The organism is Pseudomonas sp. H3_E04, assembly GCF_054668915.1.
Genome location: NZ_CP162797.1, coordinates 5672238 through 5691974, shown reverse-complemented (window position 1 = coordinate 5691974; position 19737 = coordinate 5672238). Strand labels below are relative to the sequence as shown.

Annotated in this window: 25 protein-coding genes; all 25 read right to left on the bottom strand. The window is 60.7% G+C overall.

Features of this window, described 5'->3' with window-relative positions; genetic code table 11:
* Positions 1 to 51: 51 nt before the first annotated feature.
* Positions 52 to 522: a recombination regulator RecX gene (gene recX, locus AB4N53_RS25530; protein WP_024011877.1), complete on the bottom strand. Its 471-nt coding sequence runs from the start codon at positions 520 to 522 to the stop codon at positions 52 to 54.
* Between the two features lie 8 nt (positions 523 to 530).
* Positions 531 to 1589 carry a recombinase RecA gene (recA, locus tag AB4N53_RS25525; protein WP_460124562.1) on the bottom strand — a complete coding sequence of 353 codons (1059 nt, stop codon included), beginning with the start codon at positions 1587 to 1589 and terminating at the stop codon, positions 531 to 533.
* Between the two features lie 83 nt (positions 1590 to 1672).
* Positions 1673 to 2173, bottom strand: a complete 501-nt coding sequence (locus AB4N53_RS25520; RefSeq protein WP_460124559.1) for a CinA family protein — start codon at positions 2171 to 2173, stop codon at positions 1673 to 1675.
* A gap of 67 nt (positions 2174 to 2240) precedes the next feature.
* The gene (locus AB4N53_RS25515) at positions 2241 to 2759 is read right to left on the bottom strand and encodes a lysis protein (RefSeq protein ID WP_460124556.1); all 519 of its coding nucleotides are present in this window, start codon (positions 2757 to 2759) and stop codon (positions 2241 to 2243) included.
* Complete coding sequence (locus AB4N53_RS25510; protein ID WP_460124553.1) at positions 2738 to 3304, bottom strand: glycoside hydrolase family 19 protein; 567 nt, start codon at positions 3302 to 3304, stop codon at positions 2738 to 2740. Before AB4N53_RS25510 ends, AB4N53_RS25515 begins: the two co-directional genes overlap by 22 nt.
* 113 nt (positions 3305 to 3417) lie before the next feature.
* Complete coding sequence (locus tag AB4N53_RS25505) at positions 3418 to 3864, bottom strand: phage tail assembly chaperone (protein WP_460124550.1); 447 nt, start codon at positions 3862 to 3864, stop codon at positions 3418 to 3420.
* The gene (locus AB4N53_RS25500; RefSeq protein ID WP_460124547.1) at positions 3865 to 4752 is read right to left on the bottom strand and encodes a gp53-like domain-containing protein; all 888 of its coding nucleotides are present in this window, start codon (positions 4750 to 4752) and stop codon (positions 3865 to 3867) included.
* Positions 4752 to 5225: a tail fiber assembly protein gene (locus AB4N53_RS25495; protein WP_460124544.1), complete on the bottom strand. Its 474-nt coding sequence runs from the start codon at positions 5223 to 5225 to the stop codon at positions 4752 to 4754. Before AB4N53_RS25495 ends, AB4N53_RS25500 begins: the two co-directional genes overlap by 1 nt.
* Positions 5225 to 6151 carry a glycine-rich domain-containing protein gene (locus AB4N53_RS25490; RefSeq protein ID WP_460124541.1) on the bottom strand — a complete coding sequence of 309 codons (927 nt, stop codon included), beginning with the start codon at positions 6149 to 6151 and terminating at the stop codon, positions 5225 to 5227. Before AB4N53_RS25490 ends, AB4N53_RS25495 begins: the two co-directional genes overlap by 1 nt.
* Before the next feature lie 136 nt (positions 6152 to 6287).
* The gene (locus tag AB4N53_RS25485) at positions 6288 to 6803 is read right to left on the bottom strand and encodes a phage tail protein (protein WP_460124538.1); all 516 of its coding nucleotides are present in this window, start codon (positions 6801 to 6803) and stop codon (positions 6288 to 6290) included.
* A complete protein-coding gene (locus tag AB4N53_RS25480; RefSeq protein ID WP_460124535.1) occupies positions 6800 to 7957 on the bottom strand; it encodes a phage tail protein in 1158 nt (385 codons plus the stop codon). The genes AB4N53_RS25485 and AB4N53_RS25480 overlap by 4 nt, the downstream gene beginning before the upstream one ends.
* Before the next feature lie 14 nt (positions 7958 to 7971).
* Complete coding sequence (locus AB4N53_RS25475) at positions 7972 to 8571, bottom strand: YmfQ family protein (protein ID WP_460124532.1); 600 nt, start codon at positions 8569 to 8571, stop codon at positions 7972 to 7974.
* On the bottom strand, positions 8559 to 9605 hold the full coding sequence (locus AB4N53_RS25470; protein WP_460124529.1) for a baseplate J/gp47 family protein: 1047 nt from the start codon (positions 9603 to 9605) through the stop codon (positions 8559 to 8561). Before AB4N53_RS25470 ends, AB4N53_RS25475 begins: the two co-directional genes overlap by 13 nt.
* Positions 9595 to 9993 (bottom strand): phage GP46 family protein, encoded by a 399-nt coding sequence (locus AB4N53_RS25465; protein ID WP_460124526.1) that lies wholly within the window; start codon positions 9991 to 9993, stop codon positions 9595 to 9597. The genes AB4N53_RS25470 and AB4N53_RS25465 overlap by 11 nt, the downstream gene beginning before the upstream one ends.
* Entirely contained in the window at positions 9993 to 10502 is a 510-nt protein-coding gene (locus tag AB4N53_RS25460) for a phage baseplate assembly protein V (RefSeq protein WP_039762553.1), read from the bottom strand. The genes AB4N53_RS25465 and AB4N53_RS25460 overlap by 1 nt, the downstream gene beginning before the upstream one ends.
* Positions 10503 to 10644: 142 nt before the next feature.
* Positions 10645 to 11688 carry a phage baseplate assembly protein gene (locus AB4N53_RS25455; protein WP_460124523.1) on the bottom strand — a complete coding sequence of 348 codons (1044 nt, stop codon included), beginning with the start codon at positions 11686 to 11688 and terminating at the stop codon, positions 10645 to 10647.
* 4 nt (positions 11689 to 11692) lie between these two features.
* A complete protein-coding gene (locus AB4N53_RS25450; protein ID WP_460124520.1) occupies positions 11693 to 12928 on the bottom strand; it encodes a DNA circularization protein in 1236 nt (411 codons plus the stop codon).
* Positions 12925 to 14691 (bottom strand): phage tail tape measure protein, encoded by a 1767-nt coding sequence (locus AB4N53_RS25445; protein ID WP_460124517.1) that lies wholly within the window; start codon positions 14689 to 14691, stop codon positions 12925 to 12927. The genes AB4N53_RS25450 and AB4N53_RS25445 overlap by 4 nt, the downstream gene beginning before the upstream one ends.
* Positions 14692 to 14821: 130 nt before the next feature.
* On the bottom strand, positions 14822 to 15118 hold the full coding sequence (locus tag AB4N53_RS25440; protein WP_122691730.1) for a phage tail assembly protein: 297 nt from the start codon (positions 15116 to 15118) through the stop codon (positions 14822 to 14824).
* Complete coding sequence (locus tag AB4N53_RS25435) at positions 15115 to 15462, bottom strand: phage tail tube protein (RefSeq protein ID WP_007908779.1); 348 nt, start codon at positions 15460 to 15462, stop codon at positions 15115 to 15117. The genes AB4N53_RS25440 and AB4N53_RS25435 overlap by 4 nt, the downstream gene beginning before the upstream one ends.
* 67 nt (positions 15463 to 15529) lie before the next feature.
* Positions 15530 to 17026, bottom strand: coding sequence for a phage tail sheath subtilisin-like domain-containing protein (locus AB4N53_RS25430; RefSeq protein WP_460124513.1), 1497 nt, complete (start codon positions 17024 to 17026; stop codon positions 15530 to 15532).
* Positions 17026 to 17208 carry a DUF2635 domain-containing protein gene (locus tag AB4N53_RS25425; RefSeq protein WP_024011856.1) on the bottom strand — a complete coding sequence of 61 codons (183 nt, stop codon included), beginning with the start codon at positions 17206 to 17208 and terminating at the stop codon, positions 17026 to 17028. Before AB4N53_RS25425 ends, AB4N53_RS25430 begins: the two co-directional genes overlap by 1 nt.
* Positions 17205 to 17789, bottom strand: a complete 585-nt coding sequence (locus tag AB4N53_RS25420) for a phage tail terminator protein (RefSeq protein WP_460124510.1) — start codon at positions 17787 to 17789, stop codon at positions 17205 to 17207. Before AB4N53_RS25420 ends, AB4N53_RS25425 begins: the two co-directional genes overlap by 4 nt.
* 155 nt (positions 17790 to 17944) lie before the next feature.
* Positions 17945 to 18283 (bottom strand): phage holin family protein, encoded by a 339-nt coding sequence (locus tag AB4N53_RS25415; RefSeq protein WP_024011844.1) that lies wholly within the window; start codon positions 18281 to 18283, stop codon positions 17945 to 17947.
* A 525-nt stretch (positions 18284 to 18808) separates the two neighbouring features.
* Entirely contained in the window at positions 18809 to 19552 is a 744-nt protein-coding gene (locus AB4N53_RS25410; protein ID WP_110600122.1) for a LexA family transcriptional regulator, read from the bottom strand.
* Between the last annotated feature and the right edge of the window lie 185 nt (positions 19553 to 19737).

Below are 19737 nucleotides of genomic sequence, written 5' to 3'. Positions count from 1 at the left end.
AAAAGGCCCGCTATTTTCTAGAAAATAGCGGGCCTTTTTTGTTGAATCGGTCTAATCGTCCATCCCTCGACCGCTGAACAAGCGGTTGATCATCTCCATCGAGAACCCTCGATACGCCAGAAACCGGCCTTGCTTGGCCCGTTCTTTCGCATCAATCGGTAAATGTCCGGAGAATTTGCGTTGCCACGTATCCTGAAGCTGCGCCTGCCAATTGATACCGCTTTCGCGCAGGGCGATTTCGATATCGGTACGTTGCAAACCCCGCTGACTGAGTTCCTCACGAATTCGCAGAGGGCCATAGCCGGAACGGGCGCGGTAGGAAACAAAACTTTCAAGGTAGCGGGCTTCGGAAAGCAGCCCCTCTTCCGTCAAACGGTCGAGGGCTGTTTCGATCAGCTCCGCCTCGGCGCCACGCTGACGCAGCTTGCGCGTCAACTCGACTCGACCATGCTCGCGACGTGCGAGCAGGTCCATGGCGGTTCGCCGCACCGCGACGAGGGTATCCAGTACGGCGGTGGTCATCGCTGCAATCAGAGGTCAGCGTCGGCCAGGTCGTCTTCGGTCTCTTTGACCGCCGACGCCTTGGAGTCCGCGATCACGGCTGGCGACAGCAGCTTGTCACGCAGCTGCTTTTCGAGCTTCGTGGCGATTTCCGGGTTGTCCGCCAGGAACTTGGCCGAGTTGGCCTTGCCCTGACCGATCTTGGTGCCTTCATAGGCATACCAGGCGCCGGACTTCTCGACGAAACCGTGCAGCACACCCAGGTCGATCATCTCGCCGTTGAGGTAGATGCCTTTGCCGTAAAGAATCTGGAACTCGGCCTGACGGAACGGCGAAGCCACCTTGTTCTTCACAACCTTGACGCGGGTTTCGCTGCCGACTACTTCGTCGCCTTCCTTCACCGCGCCAGTACGACGGATGTCGAGACGAACCGAGGCGTAGAACTTCAGCGCGTTACCACCGGTAGTGGTTTCCGGGCTACCGAACATCACGCCGATCTTCATACGGATCTGGTTGATGAAGATGACCAGGCAGTTGGCGTTCTTGATGTTACCGGTGATTTTACGCAGCGCCTGAGACATCAGACGTGCTTGCAGGCCGACGTGCATGTCGCCCATTTCACCTTCGATTTCAGCTTTCGGTACCAGTGCCGCCACGGAGTCGACGATGATCACGTCAACGGCGTTGGAGCGCACCAGCATGTCGGTGATTTCCAGGGCCTGTTCGCCGGTGTCCGGCTGGGAAACCAGCAGGTCATCAACGTTGACACCCAGCTTGCCGGCGTACTCTGGATCGAGTGCGTGTTCGGCGTCGACGAATGCGCAGGTCGCGCCGGCTTTCTGCGCCTGGGCGATAACCGACAGTGTCAGTGTGGTTTTACCGGAGGATTCAGGACCGTAGATTTCAACGATACGGCCTTTTGGCAGACCGCCGATGCCGAGTGCGATGTCCAGACCCAGAGAGCCAGTAGAGATGGCCGGGATCGCCTGACGGTCCTGATCGCCCATACGCATTACGGCACCCTTGCCGAATTGACGTTCGATCTGACCCAGGGCCGCAGCCAAGGCTTTCTTCTTGTTGTCGTCCATTAAAGTCCTCACGTAATCAATAAGGCCTGACGGCCAACACCTGTATAAGTAGCCAGTATTATTCCACAGCGCTCGAAGATCGCCTACCCCTGATTTTCGATTTCTCGTGCCGCTAGTCGCACAAGCCCCTCTAGCGCGGCCTTCACCGTTTGTCGGCGGACTTCATCACGGTTGCCGGGGAAGTGCTGAACCTCACTGTAAACCTCATCGCCCACACCCCAGGCCAGCCACACTGTGCCCACCGGTTTGTTCGGCGTGCCGCCGTCGGGGCCAGCGACACCGCTGACCGCCACGGCAAAATGCGCCAGGCTCTTGTCCCGCGCGCCACGCGCCATGGCCTCGACCACTTCGCGACTGACCGCGCCAACCGTCTCGAACAGCTCGGCCGGAACATGCAGTTGCTGGGTCTTCTGCCGATTGGAATACGTCACGTACCCCGCCTCAAACCAGGCCGAACTGCCCGGAATCCGCGTGATCGCTTCGGCAATCCCGCCGCCGGTGCAAGACTCGGCGGTGGTGACGTGGGCATTGAGCACTTGTAGACGTCGGCCCAGTTCTGCGGCCAGTTGGGTGGTCTCTTTCACGGCGAGCTCCGGATCGTGTGGAATGCCTTCACCGTACACGAGCCGGACGCGCTTTCAATACACAGAATCATTCAAAATGTTCGGACGCCAGCGCTCTGACATAGGCCTGACACGCCTGCAAGGCAATCAGTCCGCGGTCGCCGGTGTCGGTGATGGCGATAATTCTTTGAGCATGCGCCGGGTCAAGTCGGGCGCGTACGGTTGCAGGATCCACGCCGCCGGTACCGGCGGTGGCTGGCACCGCACAACCGTGGGCAACGTCGCTGGCGTCGAGAAGGACTGACAACCGAACATCGGCAGTAGCAAGGCGATCGCGCAGGCGATCCTGATCACGTTGGGCATCGCTCAGCGCTCGATAATGGGTGTGTTCACTCGCGGAGAGCCGCTGCTCCAGTGCCAGGCGTTTATCCTGCTCGGCCTGTTGCGCAGTGGCGGCGACGAGGTTCTGTTGATTGACGGCTTCAGCGTTTAACCGTGACTGCTCCGCCAGTTGCCGCCCGTAACGCCACTCCTGAAACTGCCAGGCAGCCGCAAAAGCACCTGCGGCCAGCCATACAATGCCAATCACTCGCCAGGGGATTGGCATAGCACCGCCCTCGCCCGCGCCCAGATCTCCAGACGATCCTGTAAGCCGTTCAACCCGCCGTTGATACGGCGGGTGATGGTGTTGAACTGGTCCGCGTCGGCCAGTTCATTCAGGCTCTTCTGCGCCCAGAACCACGCCGCCGATTCGGCCGCCCATTGCGGTTGCTCGAGCAATTCGGGCAACGCCAAAAGGCGCTCATCGCCAAACAACCCGAGGCTGCATTGTCGATAGTTGGCGCGACCGGTGATTTGTATTAGCCCACGTCCTCGGTACTTTTGCCCGTCGCCATCCGCCTCCGGCGTATTGCCCAGTCGCAGCGCCAGGGTGCCGGTGTCGTATTTGCTCAGGTATTGGTTGTTGCCCAATTCGCGCACGTAACGCAATTGGCCCGACTCGTGACCGACCTGTGCCAGAAACGCCGCGATGCGCTTGGGCGTATCGATGCGCTGCCTGGCCATGGCGGCGTTGAGTGGCGAAACAAAAACGCCCGCTTGTGTGCGGGCGTTGGGCATGATGTCGATAAGGTGTTTTTCAGTTATTTGCATGATGCTTGATCCTCTCTGGATGTTGTCCCGATTGAATCACGGCTGGCGGCTGAAGCTTGCCAGCCATTTATTTGCCAGAGTTTTCCGCGAAAGTATTTGTGAGTGACGCTGGGTCAGGGCGTCGCTACCAACCAGCGCGGTGCCACCGGGCGATGCTCGCTGAAGGGAAAGGAAGACCCTTGCGGCCAATCGCGCAATTCACGTCGATAGGCTTGCAGTTCGGCATACTGTTCAGTGGTCAGCGTCGTGCCACCGCCATCCTCCAATTCATCGCGATCGCGTGCAACCATGCCATCGGTGGCTGCCAATTGCGCATTGCGCCATAGACGTTCAATGTCCTCGACTTCTGCTGCCGAGGGTGGCGGTGGATCAACCAGAATCGGGTAGCCATTGTCCGCACGCACCCCAATCATTTTCGCACTCACCGCCAGTTGCTGCAGCAGCGAGATCCAGTAACCCTGAGGAATTTCGATGACGTCGTCGGGGATGTCCGTCGAGTTGATGCCAGGTACGTAAACACCTCGGGTGGTGGCGCTGAATAAAACGTTGAAGGTGTTCATTCAATAGCCCTTTACGAAATAGTTGACGGTGCAGTTGGCAGCCAACTGCGCATTCGCATCGCGAATTTTCAAGGTGCAGCCCTGCTGGTTGGCGGCATTCAGCACGATCATTGCGGTGTCACCTCCCGCATGTGTGGCCACGAGCGAGAAATAGGCCCTCGGAAACGAGATTGGAAATGTCACGTAGACCAGTCCCGCAGCATTCGACAGACCTGAGCCCCATTGATCGATATTGCCGCTGGCGTGTTTTTGATAACCTTGGGCACTCGTCAATCCGGAAAAAAGCGAGGCATATTTCAGACTCGCCGTCCCGTGTACCGCCCAGGCTCCACTTTCCCTGACGATGGTGGCGCTCTCGCCACTGTTGATCACTATCGAATTCAACAAAACGCCTTGCGGGCTTATCTTGGCGGCGCCCGGGTGTGCAATCGTGACCGGAGCATTGCTGCGGCAGTGAAATGCAATGGCGGCGCCCATTGGAACCTTGTCGATGTCCGGCAGGGTCACGGTGTAAGGCGAGTTACCACCCAGACCTAACGACCAGCCCAGGTCAGCGAGAGTTAGTTGCGTAGTTGCAAGGATGTCACGCGCGCCCGCGTAGCTGCCAAGAGCCCGCTGAACATACTCGCAAGTCGCCGCCGAACGGCTGATATCGAAGGGTGCGGCGGTCCTAAAAAGCTGAGCGCTGCGCAGTGCGCCCAGCATTTGCGTGTTGGACGCTTCACTCGGCGTCAGCCCGCCGGCTTGAACGACACTCAGGATTTCCTGGGTGACACCATTGCCCCAACTCGCCGGAATCAGCGATCCCGGTCTGCCGTTCAGCGGGTCTTCATCAACAAAGCTGCCATCCACCAACCCTGCGCTGGGGACGCTTTTTGGGTAATCCATTACTGTTCTCCTGTTTTGATAGCGAGCCATGCGGGTGCCAGAGGGCGGGCATTCAACGCCGGGAAAAGCGCTGAGTCAGGCCAGTCGCGCAATGCCTGTCGGTACTCAAGTAGTTCCAGATACTGCGTGGGCTTGAGCGATGTGCCGCGTCCCAGATCCTGTTCATCGCGATGCCGCGAGACCAACCATTCGTTCGTGGCGAGAGAGGCTTGGCGCCAGACACGGGCGGCCATCGCAGGTTCCTCCTCTGCAACAATGGGAGCCTGAGCTATCACACGGCTCTGCTGTGCAGGCAATTCTCCGGCGACTGTCGGAAGCCCGCTGATCGGCGCACCGATCTCGACCTCTTGACCATCCAGCACGCGAACCATCGTATCGACGAAAGATGGAGCAAACAGTTGGCTGATCGCGTACTCACCGGTATCGATCCGTTCGACGACCACGCCGTTCTCGACCCGTGCATAAATGGCCATTATTCGTACTCCCAGATTTCACAGAAGGCGTTGCCGCCGGCGCCACTGAGTACGGCAGCCGAAGCGTTGGTCGAACAGGAGCCGCTGCCGCCGGAACCGCGTCCGCCGGTGATGCCAATCCCGTTGACCCCCACTCGGGTACCACCGCCGTCATACGGGCTGGCACCGCCCGCACCCGAGAGGACGCCCCAATTGGCGTTGTACATTGCGTATTCGCCGGGTGCGCCCCGAGCATTGGCAAGATTGCCGCCTGTGACTGCTTGCCCTCCTGCACCGCCCTGAACGAAACCAACTGTTGTGGCTGTTACGGCGACGGTAAGGACCTGCCCGCCTCCACCGCCCGCAGCGCTCATGTAGGTGCCGAACGAAGCACCTCCGCCGGCCAGCCCCATCACATTACTCGCAGCGCCACCGCCACCCAGCGTAACGGGCACGCCTGCAAGTATTTCCGGGGTCACGTCGTACAGGCTTTGAGCAAAGGCCCCAGAGCCTCCGCCACCACCAATACCCTGATAACCGGCGGCAACGGGCGAACACCCACCACCGCTCCCCCCCGCGCCGACCAGCCGCACATGGATCCTCTTGGCTTTGGGGTTTGGCTTGTAAAGCGTAATCCCGACTTTCTCGAACTGCCTGACCACCAGCAGCCGCCCCACCGCATCGGTGATGCCGTAACCGGCCAATGTGGTCGGGGTATTTTTCAGTTTGGTGAAATCGACCAGTGCACCGATCGCCGTCGCTAACTGATCGGTTTTCGCCTCATCCGGCGTAAGGCCGGCCGCCTTGATCGCGTTGAGAATCTCTTGTGTAACGCTGTTGCCCCACACCGCCGGAATCAACGAGCCCGGTGTCCCCGCCACCGGGTTTTCATCGACGAAGCGGCCATCGACCAGTCCGACGCTGGGGACGCTTTTTGGATAATCCATAAGATGTTCGCACCTTGAAATGACAAATGACCGGCATCGGCAAAACGTTCTTCGCCTACCTGTTCACGGTCTGTTGTCAGAAAATAAAAAGCCCACATCGAAGTGGGCTTGGGTGACGCAGAACTGAGTTTTTGATTTAGCTGGATGGACTGTTGACCAGTTCGCGAATGGCGACCAATGCTTCGTCAACAGCACTGCGCGCCAGATCCATGGTGCCCTTGGCTGCCTGGGCGCGAATCTGCGCTTTGGCCTTCAGTCGCAACGTACGCAGCGCCAACAGATGGTCGGTCAGTTGCTCGGCCTTGCTCAGAATCTGCTCCGCAGCCTGTTTGGCCGTGCGGCCTTTCGCGACCCACGCGGCGACTGAGAGTGGCACCTCCTTTTTCGGGTAACCGGCGTCGCTGAAAGCCTGAGCGTCTGCGGCGGCCTGTGCGTACTCCATGGCCTTGAGTGGATCGCCGGCCAGTGCGTTGCGAGCGTTGTCTGCGGCGGCGTCAACCTTGGCGCAGAGATGCCCGGCTTCCTCCAGATCGAGCGCAATCTGCTTATCCGGATTGAACACCCAGTTCTCTCCGTCCCATTCATGCGTTACCGATGGTTGCGGCCGGCGCAACTCACCGTTGAACTGATGAAGTTCCTGAATAACGATCATCGAATAAGCTCCCATTGCAACTGGACATTCACGGCGTCCCCGAAGTTGATTGCGATGCCGACGCTGTAGTCGGTCAGCGGATGACTCTTGATGCCCATGCTCAGCAGCAGTTCATCGCTGTCGGCATTGGCCTGTGCCAAGTTGTGTTCGGCCTGATAGGACTGCCATAGCGAACGTAGATTGGTATGGTCGAAACTGGCGGTCAGGGTGGACACCGTGACGTCGTTGACTATGTTGTTGGTGAACACCACACAAGGTTGCGCGGTGGTCGGATTCCAGCCGCCCGCATTGTTGGAAACGCCCGTTGAGACCGGCGACAGATAGCTGTAGTTGCCCCCTGCCCACCCTGTCGACGGAAACGCGACGGTGGTAACAGCGGAAGAAGAAGGCGTCGGGTTACCAGCAACCAGACGCGCGGCGCGTGCATGGGGATCCAAGGGCAGGAATACCGCTCCAGTACCGTTGACGGTCTGCGTCCAGGTCAAGCGCGCACGGTTGTAGATCGCACGCACTAACGGCACGGAGCCCGGCGCGCCCGTGACTATCCAGGCCAGACACATATCCAGCACCGAGGACTGAAATCCACCGCCGGAAGCACCGTTTAGCGTCCCCTTCAGTGACTCGGGAGTCACGTCGTAGATCGTTCCGCGCTGCATATACAACGTCAGCGCACCACCCACCACTTGAGCCCGCAGAAAGTAACCCGAACTCGGCAACAGGTCGGCGCTGCTCCAGGCCTGTGTAGAGAACGTACGCGAGCGTCCCAACTGACCCGCCACGACTTCCTGCCCAATGCTGGCGTAAACACCTGCCGGCACCGACACCCGGCCGCCGCTTGCAGAGGAGGCAACTGGCGTGATGGGCATACGGGCATCCGTCGTGGCAATGGTCGGCAGCGACAGGGCCGCCAGCGGCAACGCCGAATCCAGATTCCAGCCCTTGGCCGAAACGCTTTGAATCGCCTGCAACAACTGATCATATTTCTTCTCGTCCGGCGTCAGATCCGCCGCCTTGATCACGTTGAGAATTTCCTGCGTAACTCCGTTACCCCAATCCGCCGGAATCAACGATCCCGGCGTCCCCGTCATGGGGTTCTCATCCACAAATTTGCCATTCACCAGCCCGGCGCTGGGCACGCTATTCGGATAGTCCATCTGCTCATCCCTCCCTAGTCATAATTGATGTGCACCTTGGTATGCGCCGGCGCGCTGCGGTGGATCAGGCATTCCAGCGCCGAGCCCGGGTTGACGCCGAAGCGCTCGCCCCAGTAGCTCGCGCCGTAACGCCGGCCGAGCAGCAGGCGGCCGCCGGTGTTGAGCGTCCACATGAACTGCGCTTCCCAGGTGCCCCAATGCGCCGAGCCGAAACGTGCACGGCCCATGCGCGGGGCTTCGTGTTCGGTGATGCTGGCGTTGGGGTAGCCCTGGCTTTTGGCGATGTCGAGGTAGTAGCCGATAGCCTGGCTGCCGACCGCGAGCAGGCGGCGGCGTACGGCGAGGCGGCGATCGTCGAACAGCGGCGTGGTGCCCAGGCACGGGTCGGGAAGTTGCATGACGCGTTCCCAGTCGGGCACCAATTCGCTGACGCCGGCCGGGTCCATTTCGTTGAGCAGATCGGCAGCCCGGGCGTCGAGGCGGGCCAGTTCGACGGCGACGCCTTGCAACACTTCTTCGAGTTCCGGCACGCGTTCCGGATCCCATGCCGGGCCACTCGGCAGCAAAGCGCGCAGTTGCGCCTGGTATTGCGCGGCGGTTCTTATGCCCCCCATATGCAGCCTCCGAAGGTCAGCAGTTCGCTCTGCCCGGCCGGCACGTCGGCTGCCGGTGCGCTGAGGCTGTGATCGTATTCGCCGCCGGCGCTGCTGATCGCTTCGCGGATATGGCTGATCAGCAGCGGCACACCCAGATCTGCCTCGCGGTTATGCAGATCACGCAGTTGCGCTTCGACGGCGGCGCGAACCGCAGTGGTGTCCGGTTCGACGCGCTTGAAGCGATACACCACCGGCACTTGAACCGGCCGCTGCACATGCACTTCTGCGGTCACCGGACGCAGCGGTTCGATGTACTCCTGAACCTCCGCCAACTGCTCATCGTTCGGCACCGGTTGCGGGTCTTCATCACGCATGATGAACACCGTCACCGTGCCCGGCCCGAGCAGGCCGCCCCGGCACCACGCCCGCGTCACACCCGGCACTTCCAGTGCCCAGGTTTCGTAGTCGCTGGCCGCGCCACCGTGGGGAATCACGCGGTAGGATCGAATGACCCGCGAGCGCAGCGACTCGAGGCTTTCGCGGGCCACGCCACCGCTGAGGCCCGGCGCCAGCACCACGAAGCTGTTGCCGACAATCCCGGCAATCGGTTGCACCGGGGTCAGTGTCAGACCGGCGTCGGCGTTGCCCAGACTGCCGGCCTCCAGCGCCGCAATCGTGGTGGTGTTGCTGCCATTGACCGTGGTGCGCGCGGTGGTGACTTTGTAGGTCCGGCCATCGTTCGATTGCAGCAGCGTGTCAACGTCGAGCACGGCGCCAGGTGTTGCAGTAAAACTGATGCTGCCGGTAGCCACCTGTGCGGCTTTGCGCGGCTGGTTGAGGCGCAGTGCGGCGATGCGTTCCAGGGTTGACTCGTCAGCCTTGTCCGGCAGGATCTGCTCGGCAATCCAGTCGAGATAACCGTACAGGCCATAAGCGGCGCCGCCGAGGGTACGGGCCAACACTTGCGCATCGGACTGGCGCAGCGAATCGCCGGCCAGGTCGCTTTGGGTGCGTTTGATCAGCACCGGCAGCGAAGGGGTTTCAAACGGCATAGATCACCTGCCAACTGTTATCGGGGTTGATATCCAGACGCTCGCCGTCAGCCAGAGTCAGGACCGTGCGCAGGTTCAGGCGCTGGGCGTCGAGGCGTTCGCTGATGATGTCGATCGCGCTGCAGTGGCCGTCGTCGAGCAGCCACTGCAGGGCTTCGCGGGCATAGAACTCTGCGTCCATCTGCGTTTGCCGGCTCAGCTTGACCCGGCGCAACAGCCACAGGCGCGAGCCGATGCGATCGTCGGCAACCGTGGGAAAACTGTCGCCCCACCAGCCGAAGCGCTCTTCGTCATCGAGGGAGTCGTCATCGGCGGCGCGACGCCAGGTGAACAGGCTGATCAGGACGGCGCGGGTCAGTGCAGCGTGGAGGTTCTGGCTGATGAACATCATTGGCCTCCTGCCGGCGCGCCGGTCTGACCGTTGCCGGCCTGCACGCCAACATGCACGTGTTTGATCTGGCTGATGCCGCCGGCCAGTTGATCACCGGTGGAGACGATCTTGCCGGTCTGGTTTATCACCGGCGTGTCGAAGTTCACCGCGCTGCTGGCGCGGATGTTCAGCGTGGCGGTTTCGATGTCGATGATCCGCCCGCGCTTGAAGTGAATCCTGTCGCCCTCGTCGGTGTAGATCGCCACTTCACCGGCAGCGAGTGCTTGCAGGCGATAGCGGCGGTCGGCGATGACCAGGGCGATGGCGTGGGAGCGGTCGCCGCCGATGAAGGTGACGACCCCTTCAGCGCCAGCCAACGGATGGCTGGTGAAACCGTAGGGTTCGAAGTGTTCGAGGTCGTCGTTGACTTCACCGGCGGTGAGGCGCATTTGCAGCGATTGCAGTTTCGAAGCCGAATTGGCGAGCACGACAGTGCCGCGCGCCAGCAGGCGTGTCAGTAGGCTCATGGGGTGTCCTTGAAAAGAGTCGCCCGAATGGGATCAGTGTGGGAGCGAGCCTGCTCGCGAACGCGGCGGGTCAGGCGCTGTGATGTTGAGGCTGGCGACGCTTTCGCGAGCAGGCTCGCTCCCACAGGGTTCGGGGTCAGGCTCAGGTTTTTTTCGGGGGAGTCGGATCAGGATCGAAGGTATGCGGCGGGGCCACTTGCAGCGTGGTCACCGAACCCTGCGCCGACAACGAATAGGTGACCTTGGAGATCAGCATGTCGCCATCGAAATCCAGCACCGGATCCTTGACCTTGACCAGTGTGTTATGGCGCCACAAATCACCGTTGCTCTGCCGCCAGCCCTGCACCTGATAGGTGGTGGTCTGTGCGCGGCCCATGCGGGTCGCGCTTTCCCACTGGGCACGCTGCTGCGCCAACTCAAAGGTCAGTTGCGTGCCTTCGTTGATCACCGTGGTGCGCCGCCGTTTGAAGCTCAGATCCGCCGCCGTCGACTCGACTTCGCTGACCGCCGCGCCGCTTTTTGCATCCGAGCCTTTTTGCTGGCCGATCACCCGGTACTCGGAGAACACCTGGCTGAAATCCATCGGCGCACTGGCCGACAGAATGTTCTTGCCCAGCTCCAGCGCATCGCTAGCGCGCCCGCCGCTGCCGGGTTTGGCCAACACCAACTGACCCAGCTCGTTGTCGGTGGAAAACACCCGCAGCAGCGACAGCAATCGGTCGATCGACTGGAATACCGTTTCACCCGGCACGATGGTGTGTTTGGTCAGGCGTGTGGTGTCGCTGATTTCGTTGACCACCCACAGCCCATATTCGCTAGCCAAATCCCGGACGATGCTGAGCAAGGGTTGTTGCTGCCATTGACTGGGCAGGTTGCGGGCGGCGCAATCGACCAGATCCTGGGTCTTCGAACTGCCTTCGATGGTCAGGCTGATCTGCCGCCCGTCATAGCGGACAGGTGCCTTGAACACGTAGCCGGTGAGCACCAGGTCCTTGCCGATTTTTACTTCGCAGGGGTCGCCGGGTTTGATCCTTTGATCCACGGTCTGACCGGGCCACTGCCAGGTAATGTCGAGCTTGAAAGTGCGGAACTGACGCTCCAGATCGGCAGTGATTTCGACGCTTTTCCAGCCGCCGTATTCCATGTCGTTGACCGTCAGCGTGACGTGGTTATCCAATTCGTTCATGGCATTACTCCCGCGAAACTTTGACATCGTTGGGCGAGAAACCGAGATGGGTGATCGCGTTGCGCTGAGTCACTTCTTCGACCCGCGTGGCATCGCCAAACTGCTTGTAGGCTACGACCACTGCCGGAAAACTTTCCTGAAACGATTTGCTGACTTGCCGCACGCCCGAGGACGCCACCGCTTTGAGATGAGCCACCAGCGCTTCCTTTACATCGTTGATGGCCTGGAAGTGAGCAGGTCCAGCTTTCGCCAGCATTGGATCAATGGCGGTAGTCACCGCCGTGCGCAGCGCTTGCATGTCATCGCTGACGGGGACTTCCTGACGGCTGACCGGCGACGTCGACTGTTGAGCCACTGAGGGTGTCGACGCCAGTTTTACCGGCGTGGTCGCCACCGGCATCGACGCGACCCACTGCGCGACTTTGACCAGCATCGTGTCCTGCACCAGATCGGCCATGGCTTGCGCTGCGGCATTGGTATCCTTGCCGGTGGTGATCTTCGGCGCATCGGCCTTGCGAATCGCTTCGAGTTGCTGCGACACGTCGGCAATCACGCCACGGTAGCCTTCCTTGGCGAACGCTTTCAGCTCCTTAATATCGCCGAGCAAACCCTTGAATTCCGCCGCCACTTCCTTGGGCAGTTCTTTCACGGCTTTGACCAGTTCAGTGATCTGCCGGTACTGCTCGATCAGCGGTTTGAGCTGTTCCTTGATCACTTCATAGACACCGGTAAGGCTGTTGCGCAGGTTGGTGATGCCGATCCGCGCGGCCTTGATCAGCGTCATCGCCTGTTCGAAACGCGCCACCGCCGAACCCAGCAGCCCGTCGGCCTTGGCCAGCAGCACTTTCTGCGTACTGACCGTGGCTGTCGGAAACGGCAGGGGTTGGTCGGGATAGAACTTCAAGGCGAACGTCACCAACCCACCGTCCTGGCGGGTGTGGGTCATGTCGCATTCGCCGACCTTGACCTGCAGGCGTCCGAGCCACGGATGCACCAGCTCGCCACGGCCCTGCTCCAGCGCCTTGAGCAGCTTGTCGCGCTGCTCCAGGCAATCAGGGCCGATGATGAACGCGGTCAGATCGTGGGTTTTGGCCTGCTGGCCGAGGTCCTCGAAAAACGGCAGGTCGCGTTGCGGGTATTCATGCAACTGCCCTTTGCGCCCGACCGGGGTCTTCGCCTGGTCGATCCAGAAACCGACACCACGAAAGGATGCCGGCAACAAACGGTCACGCCAGTTCATTGGGAACCTCCCATCGACAGCGAGCGATAGCCGATGCGCGAAGACACGGCCAGGCCCGGTTGATTGGTTTGCGGTTGCTCGGTGCGCAGGCCCGCCGGTGCATTTTCGAAGCGCACGGTCAGGCCGCCTTCAAGTTGCGTACGGTTGTTCGCGGCGCTTTGCTGGATCAGCGCGCTGGAGGTTTGTGGCAACGAACCGCTTTGCAGTGTGCCGTTGCCAGCAGGCGCCGGACTGGCAGCGAAGAACGCCGGCGCCAGTTCGCCTTTGCCTTCGGCATTGGTCTGGCGTTGTGCTTCAGTGAGAGTTTCAACCTTGCCGGTGACCTTGGCGATCAGTCCGGCGAAGCCCCCCTCGAACAACTCCTTGATTGGCGCAATGACGGTTTGCAGCTTTTGCCACAACTCGCCGAACCACTCAGTGATCGGCCCCCAACTCTCGATGATCTGATCCAGAGGCTTCCACTCGAACAGGCCGTGCAAAAAATCCACAACCGGCGCGGATAGCGCCAACACAACGTCCCAGATCGCCGAAAAGACTTCACCGACTGGCTGCCAATACTGGGCAATCTGCTCCAGCGGCGACCACTCGAACAGGCTGGTGAAAAAACCTCTGACCTGCTGCACAGACGTTTGCAGCGCCATCCAGATCGGTTCGAAGAACCCGACAATCCCACCCCAGGCGCTGGTGAGCATTTCCATCGGGAAAAAATCAAACAGCGTGCGCAGGATATCCCGAGTGCTGTGTACGGCCGATTGCAGCGTTGTGAACATCGGTTCGAAGAACGTCACGACACCACCCCACGCATCGGTAATCATCTGCATCGGCGAGAAATCGAACAGGTTTCTGAGAAACGCCGTCACCGGCACACTCAGGGTCTTGAGCAACTCCCAGATCGCCGAGAACAGACCGGTCAGCGGTCCCCAGTTTTCGATGATCATGCCGGCCGGCGACCACGCGAAAACCGATTTGAAGAAGTCGATCACTGGCGCCGTCACGGCCATGACCTTGTCCCAGATAGACGAGAAAAATCCCGTGACCGGTTGCCACATTGCAGCCAGTACCGCGAGCGGTCGCCAGTCGAGTACCGAGCGCAGCGCCGTCATCGCACCCGCCCCGGCGTTTTTCACGCCTTCCCACATCCCTGTGAAGAACGCGCTGATCGGTGTCCAGTTGGCCACGATCAAAGCGGCGGCCACGGCAATGCCCATGGCGATCAGCATGATCGGGTTGGTCTTGAGCACCATGCTCATGACGTCCATCACCTGCGTCATACCGGTGACGGCGGATTGCATGGCGGAGAAGGCAATCGCCCCCGCCGCCAGGCCTTCGACCAGTTTCGGGTTGTCGGCGAGCAGGCTGCCGACCTGCGTCAGCATCGGTTCCAGCCCGACCACCAAGGCCCCCACCGCCGGCACCAGCGCGGCGTCCACCGCCGCCGAAACCTTCTGCATCGACGCACTGAACACGTTCATGTTCTGCGTCGCTGCTGTCGGCGCGGCGGGCAGATCGACGGTTTTCGCCGTGTCGCTGACTTCGCTCAATTTGCCCTGGAACGCTGCGGCCGATTTGATGCCGTCTACAAACGGCGTGATCACGCTGCCGCCGTTGAACAGACCACTGATGTCCAGTTTGCCGAGGCCGGTCTGCTCGAGATTGTTTTTGAAACTCTCAACCTTCACGCGCAGGGCGCCCAGTTTGGGCGAGAGTTCATCGATGCCGGTGATCAGCACCGGTTTCGGGGTTTTCTTCTCTTCGTCTGCCATCACTGCACCTGCTGCATCGCATTGATCCGTTGCGCGTGCTCCAGCGATTCGCGGAGCACATCCAGTGGCCTGGCCATCATCTGTTCGGGGTCAACCTTCCAGAACCAGGCCAGGTCATAGGCGACGGCGATCAGGTCGGTGATGGCGCCGACGCCGCACTCATGAAAAAACTCGCAACGGCCCAGCTCAGTGCATTGAGGTCCGCCAGATCCAACTGGTTGACCGACGACGGCGGGATGCCGGCGCACACGGCGATGTATTTGGCCGCCACATCCATGTCGAGGCTGACTTCTTCGCTCTTGTCGATCCTGTACGGCAGCGCCTTGATCGCTCGCACTTCCTGCACCGTCGGGCGGCGCAGAACGAGTTCGGTCAGTGGCTCGCCGTGGGCTTCGATTGCGACTTGAAGCTTCACGGCGCCGCTCATTGCCAGGTCCCCTTGATGCCTTCGAATTTCAGTTCGATGGTAGCGTCGTCGCCCTTGGAGACTGGCTCCTCGACCAGATAGGCGCCGGCCAGCACGTAGACTTTGCCGTTGCTGAATTCGCAGGTGACGGTGATATCGGTGCCTTCGATCAGCTTCTTCAGCGGGAAGTCAGCGGTGTGCAGCGCTGTCACTTTGAACGACGGTGCGATGTCGGTTTCCTTGTAGAAACCGGGCACGACGGTTTCACGTTTGACGGCCATCAGCGGGGCTTCGCAGCCGCCATTGATGGTCAGTTGTGCGCCGTCGACCTTGACGTAGCAGGTGCCTGCAATCAGTTGACCCATGGTGTTTCTCCCTTCAAATAAAAAGCCCACGCGAGGTGGGCTGAATGCTTAACGCCGACTGCGCGGATCAGGCCGCGTCGTCGTACTGCAGACGGAACTGGTTGAGCAGTGCGAACACGCGCAGGCCGTTGATGTAATCCGGCGGGAACAACACGTTCACGCGGCTCGGGTCCTGCACGTCGCGCTCGACGATCAGGTGTTCGGCGAACAGTTCGGCGTTTTCCACATGGCCTTCGAGTTCGAGCTTGGCGTACTGCGCGATCAGCTCACCGCGAATGGTCGCCGGGGTGACGATCGGTTGGCCGGCGCCAAAACGAGTGCCGTCGGACGCCAGTTTGTGGCGGCCGTATTTGCTGGTGATCACGCTCTGCAGACGACGCACGATGAACGCCGACTGGTGCATGGTTTCGCTGTCCAGATAGGAGTTGTCGGCCTGGCCGTAGGCGTTCTTCTGGTAGGTGGTGATCGAACGCTGGATGCGCACGTAACCGCCCTCGTAATAAGCGGTGGCGATGCCGTAGTTGAGCAGCGATTGACGCTCGGTCAGGGTAAAGCGCTCGCTCGCCGGCGCCGGGTCAACACCCGGCAGGCTGCCGCTTTGCGTCGGACGGCTGGCGTCGGCGGAGATGAACACCGCCGTGCGTGCAGCCAGCGCCGCCGCTTGTACCCAGAACGGTTGCGGTACGCCCGGCTCCAGCGCCTGAATGGTCATGTGCTGATCATTACGCGCCTGGCCTGCGGCGACCAGCGTACCGACGGTGCCGCGTTTGGCGCTGTAGACGTGACCGAACAGTTGCTTGGCCCACGACCAGCGCCCGGTGCTGTCATCCATGACCGCTTGCCAGGTGTTGAGGGTGGCCAGATCGGACCACGGCAAGGCGATGAATTCGAACGGCTCATCGCCCAGTGCTGCGACGGCAGCGATCTGATCCGGCACACCGACGCCGCCGGTCATGGCGGTGATTGCGCTGGTCAGGCCAGCCGGGGTTTCTTCGCCGTTGCTCTTGCCCAGGCGATTGAATTGCAGGCTGATGTCGTTGCCGCTGTCGCCGGTCCATTTGGCGTTCAGGGTGACCACACCTTCAGCAGCGCTAGCGCTGACCGGCAGGTCGGCAGTGGCGTTGATTTTCTGCGCCAGAGCAGTGGCCGCTTGAGCGGCGGTGGCGCCGTTGACCACGGTGGCTTGCACACGGACGCCGCCGACATAAAGGTTGAGCAGGCCCGCCTGGGTCGCAGTGCCGGTCAGAGTCAGCACACCCTTGGCGATTGCGCCTTCGCTGTTGTGCAGCGGCAGGCACCAGATCTCGCCGATCGGGTCGGCCTTGCGGAAGGTCTCGTACATCGAGGCGAGCATCGAGCCTTGCCCGCCAATGCTTTTCGCCAGCGCTACGCTGGAGACCAGCACCAGTTTGCCGACTTCGGTCGGGGCAATATTGTCGTTGACCTGAGCGACGATCAAACGGCGCATGGCCGATGTCGCGCTGTTGGCGGCCGAGTTGTCCATTTCGGCATAGAACAGCGGCACACGAATGTCCGCCGGGATGTTGCTGAATCCGATCGCCATTATTTGGCTCCCTGTGGTTTAGCCGCTTTCGCGGTTTTGAGTGTGATATCGCCGTCAGCCAGACGCCGGCGCCACCAGGCGCTGTCCAGCACTTCACGGCCTGCAGCCGGCAACAGGTCGCCCGCCTCCGGGTCAGGTACGACACGGCCAGCGGCCGGCACTACGGTGATGCGGTTGCTCATGGGGTTACGTCTCCAGAGAAAGTCATTTCCACCCGTCCATCCGGGCCCGGGCGTTGCAGGTTGGGGTCAGCCGGATCGATCGCATCGACCCGCACCGTCATCCCGGTAAAGGACGACAAAGCGTCCAGTTCGCGCTCGTGCCAACTTTCCGCCGGCTGACCGGGCAGATTGCGGCCGAACTGGAACTCGGCATAGAAACGCAGCCGATAGAACACGCGGCTGCTGTTGATCGACGCGAGTTCACCGCCGTCGTAGACGATGGCGTTGTAGTCGGCATCGGGCTTGAACCCCACCAGCGCACGCCACAGTTCGGCGCGCAGGTCGTGCAACAGATCCAGCGCTTTTGTAGGGTCGGTAGCGTCAAGCACGAGGACGATTTCGAAGCGCTCGCGGATCGGTTGGGTGATGAGGTTCTGTGCGCTGCCAGGACTGGCCAGATCAGCCAGCGGCAGTACGTGAGCCGAGGGTGTCGGTAGATCGGAGTTGCCTTGCAGCAACGCCAGATCGACACCCACCGAAATGTGATTGGCAAGCCCAGGGCATTGCCCACGCAATTGCGTGAGGATCGGGGTGATCTTCATGGGGGTGTTCCGGATAAGAGAAATTACAGAGGTCGCCGCAGTCCCTGTGGGAGCGAGCCTGCTCGCGAAAGCGGTCGATCAGTCACATCGATGCTGAAGCTGACGTCCCTTTCGCGAGCAGGCTCGCTCGCTCGCATAGGGCTATGCGCGGAGAATTAAGGCTGGTCACGCGGCGGCACTTCGCAGACACCAATACGCTTGGCCGCCCAGCGTTCGTAAAGGCCGATGGCGACATCAGCGCCAGCCATGGCTGTCAGGCAGCCAAACGCGCCAGCGGCCCAGATCGACATGCCGGCGGCATACAGCAGCATGATCGCCGACACGCCGCAGATCATGCAGGCACCGGAGCGCAGGGCCAGGCGTCGTACCAGTGACCAGCCGCGGGCGCCCTCCTTGTCGGCGCGCCACATTTCGCCGGAAACCCCGCCGACGACGGCGAGGAGGATGACCAGCCAGATCGGCATGTCAGCCAACGCTTGTTGCTCGTTTGTCATGTCACGCCTCCATGGGTGATTGATGAGTGATGGGTGGGTTCAAACGATTTCTCTTGAGGCAGGCATTCCAAAAAGCCCGGCGCTTGTACACCGGGCTTTTCAGTAATGCGCTCCTTCGCCTTCCTTCCAATCCTGAGTTCGAGAAGGAAGCTGACTTTTCGGCGCTACTGGCGCGGTACGAGTCCATTCAGATTGTTTTTCCGACCGCGGTCCCTGCCCGCCGGATAACTGCTTCTGGTGCTTTACGCTGCACACCCGGGTCAGTTGCCAACCCTCTGAACCGTTGAGGCCGGTTCATCGCTGCCTGTTCTTGTGGAACTAAAGAGCTTGTCTTGCCAGCCGCTTTGTCGAGCGGCTTGGTGGCAAGAATATGCATGGATGCATATACAGTCAATGCGTAAATGCATTTATTTATGCATTAAATTTGCGTATGCGCATGAAACCCAAGCGGGCCAAGGGGTGGGGAGACTTCTGCAGGCAAAAAAAAACCTGCCGAGGGGCAGGTTTCAGTTGAATCGAAAGGGGCTAGCGGGCGTACATGCCCCACCAGAAGACGTGACCGAGGATGACGATCTGCTCTTCCTGGATTTCCTGGAAGCTGTAGTCCTCATCCGGATGCTCGTCGCGATTGAAGCTGCGCAGACGGATGCCGGTGGGCAGCCGATAGAGTTGTTTCACGCGCAATTGGCCATTGTGATTGATCGCATACAGGTCGCCATCAATGATGTCGCCGATGCCGCACTTGCCAGCATTGACGCCGACGGTGGCGCCATCACGCAGGACCGGCAACATGCTGTTGCCGCGCACCGTCACGCATTTGGCCTGGTCGAACTGCACACCGTTGTGGCGCAGGCTGCGCTTGCCGAAGCGCAGGCTGGAGCGCTCGCTCTCTTCGATGACGAATCTTCCTGATCCAGCAGCCAATTCAACCTCACGTAGAAAGGGCACCGACACCTCGTCGTCATCGACAGGCGTGTCGTCGTCCCACAGGCTTATGTCCTTGAGTTCCGCATGCACGTCAGCGCGCGTGCCGCCGGTCGTTGGCGCGACATCCGCGCGCCCGCGCAACTGATCGGTGCTGACGTTGAAATATTCAGCGATCTTCGAGATGTGTTTATCCGAAGGATCGACAATCTTCCCACTGAGAATCCGCGAGAGCGTTGATTGAGGCACGCCCGTGCGACGGTGGAGCTCCGTGGGGGAGATCCCGTGCTGGTCGAGCAGTGCTCTTAAGACGGAGGAAACGTTGCGTTTTTGCATAACGCGCATAGTGCTTGAAGTTTTTCCTGAAGACAAATGCTGATTTGCATAAATCGTGCATAGATCAACTTTTCACTGCAAGTAAACGCTCACCCGACCGCAGTGCCTGCGTCGGGCAGACTGCCCATGGTAACCTTGCGCCCATCGCGGAAAAGCCCGGCCACTGCCCGCGCTTTGCCCTACATCTTTTAACG

Bases quoted from the DNA above. Each gene is read 5' to 3' on its own strand.
- recX (WP_024011877.1), bottom strand. From the start codon at position 522: ATGACCACCGCCGTACTGGATACCCTCGTCGCGGTGCGGCGAACCGCC.
- recA (WP_460124562.1), bottom strand. From the start codon at position 1,589: ATGGACGACAACAAGAAGAAAGCCTTGGCTGCGGCCCTGGGTCAGATC.
- AB4N53_RS25515 (WP_460124556.1), bottom strand. From the start codon at position 2,759: ATGCCAATCCCCTGGCGAGTGATTGGCATTGTATGGCTGGCCGCAGGT.
- AB4N53_RS25510 (WP_460124553.1), bottom strand. From the start codon at position 3,304: ATGCAAATAACTGAAAAACACCTTATCGACATCATGCCCAACGCCCGC.
- AB4N53_RS25505 (WP_460124550.1), bottom strand. From the start codon at position 3,864: ATGAACACCTTCAACGTTTTATTCAGCGCCACCACCCGAGGTGTTTAC.
- AB4N53_RS25500 (WP_460124547.1), bottom strand. From the start codon at position 4,752: ATGGATTACCCAAAAAGCGTCCCCAGCGCAGGGTTGGTGGATGGCAGC.
- AB4N53_RS25495 (WP_460124544.1), bottom strand. From the start codon at position 5,225: ATGGCCATTTATGCACGGGTCGAGAACGGCGTGGTCGTCGAACGGATC.
- AB4N53_RS25490 (WP_460124541.1), bottom strand. From the start codon at position 6,151: ATGGATTATCCAAAAAGCGTCCCCAGCGTCGGACTGGTCGATGGCCGC.
- AB4N53_RS25485 (WP_460124538.1), bottom strand. From the start codon at position 6,803: ATGATCGTTATTCAGGAACTTCATCAGTTCAACGGTGAGTTGCGCCGG.
- AB4N53_RS25480 (WP_460124535.1), bottom strand. From the start codon at position 7,957: ATGGACTATCCGAATAGCGTGCCCAGCGCCGGGCTGGTGAATGGCAAA.
- AB4N53_RS25475 (WP_460124532.1), bottom strand. From the start codon at position 8,571: ATGGGGGGCATAAGAACCGCCGCGCAATACCAGGCGCAACTGCGCGCT.
- AB4N53_RS25470 (WP_460124529.1), bottom strand. From the start codon at position 9,605: ATGCCGTTTGAAACCCCTTCGCTGCCGGTGCTGATCAAACGCACCCAA.
- AB4N53_RS25465 (WP_460124526.1), bottom strand. From the start codon at position 9,993: ATGTTCATCAGCCAGAACCTCCACGCTGCACTGACCCGCGCCGTCCTG.
- AB4N53_RS25460 (WP_039762553.1), bottom strand. From the start codon at position 10,502: ATGAGCCTACTGACACGCCTGCTGGCGCGCGGCACTGTCGTGCTCGCC.
- AB4N53_RS25455 (WP_460124523.1), bottom strand. From the start codon at position 11,688: ATGAACGAATTGGATAACCACGTCACGCTGACGGTCAACGACATGGAA.
- AB4N53_RS25450 (WP_460124520.1), bottom strand. From the start codon at position 12,928: ATGAACTGGCGTGACCGTTTGTTGCCGGCATCCTTTCGTGGTGTCGGT.
- AB4N53_RS25445 (WP_460124517.1), bottom strand. From the start codon at position 14,691: ATGGCAGACGAAGAGAAGAAAACCCCGAAACCGGTGCTGATCACCGGC.
- AB4N53_RS25440 (WP_122691730.1), bottom strand. From the start codon at position 15,118: ATGAGCGGCGCCGTGAAGCTTCAAGTCGCAATCGAAGCCCACGGCGAG.
- AB4N53_RS25435 (WP_007908779.1), bottom strand. From the start codon at position 15,462: ATGGGTCAACTGATTGCAGGCACCTGCTACGTCAAGGTCGACGGCGCA.
- AB4N53_RS25430 (WP_460124513.1), bottom strand. From the start codon at position 17,026: ATGGCGATCGGATTCAGCAACATCCCGGCGGACATTCGTGTGCCGCTG.
- AB4N53_RS25425 (WP_024011856.1), bottom strand. From the start codon at position 17,208: ATGAGCAACCGCATCACCGTAGTGCCGGCCGCTGGCCGTGTCGTACCT.
- AB4N53_RS25420 (WP_460124510.1), bottom strand. From the start codon at position 17,789: ATGAAGATCACCCCGATCCTCACGCAATTGCGTGGGCAATGCCCTGGG.
- AB4N53_RS25415 (WP_024011844.1), bottom strand. From the start codon at position 18,283: ATGACAAACGAGCAACAAGCGTTGGCTGACATGCCGATCTGGCTGGTC.
- AB4N53_RS25410 (WP_110600122.1), bottom strand. From the start codon at position 19,552: ATGCGCGTTATGCAAAAACGCAACGTTTCCTCCGTCTTAAGAGCACTG.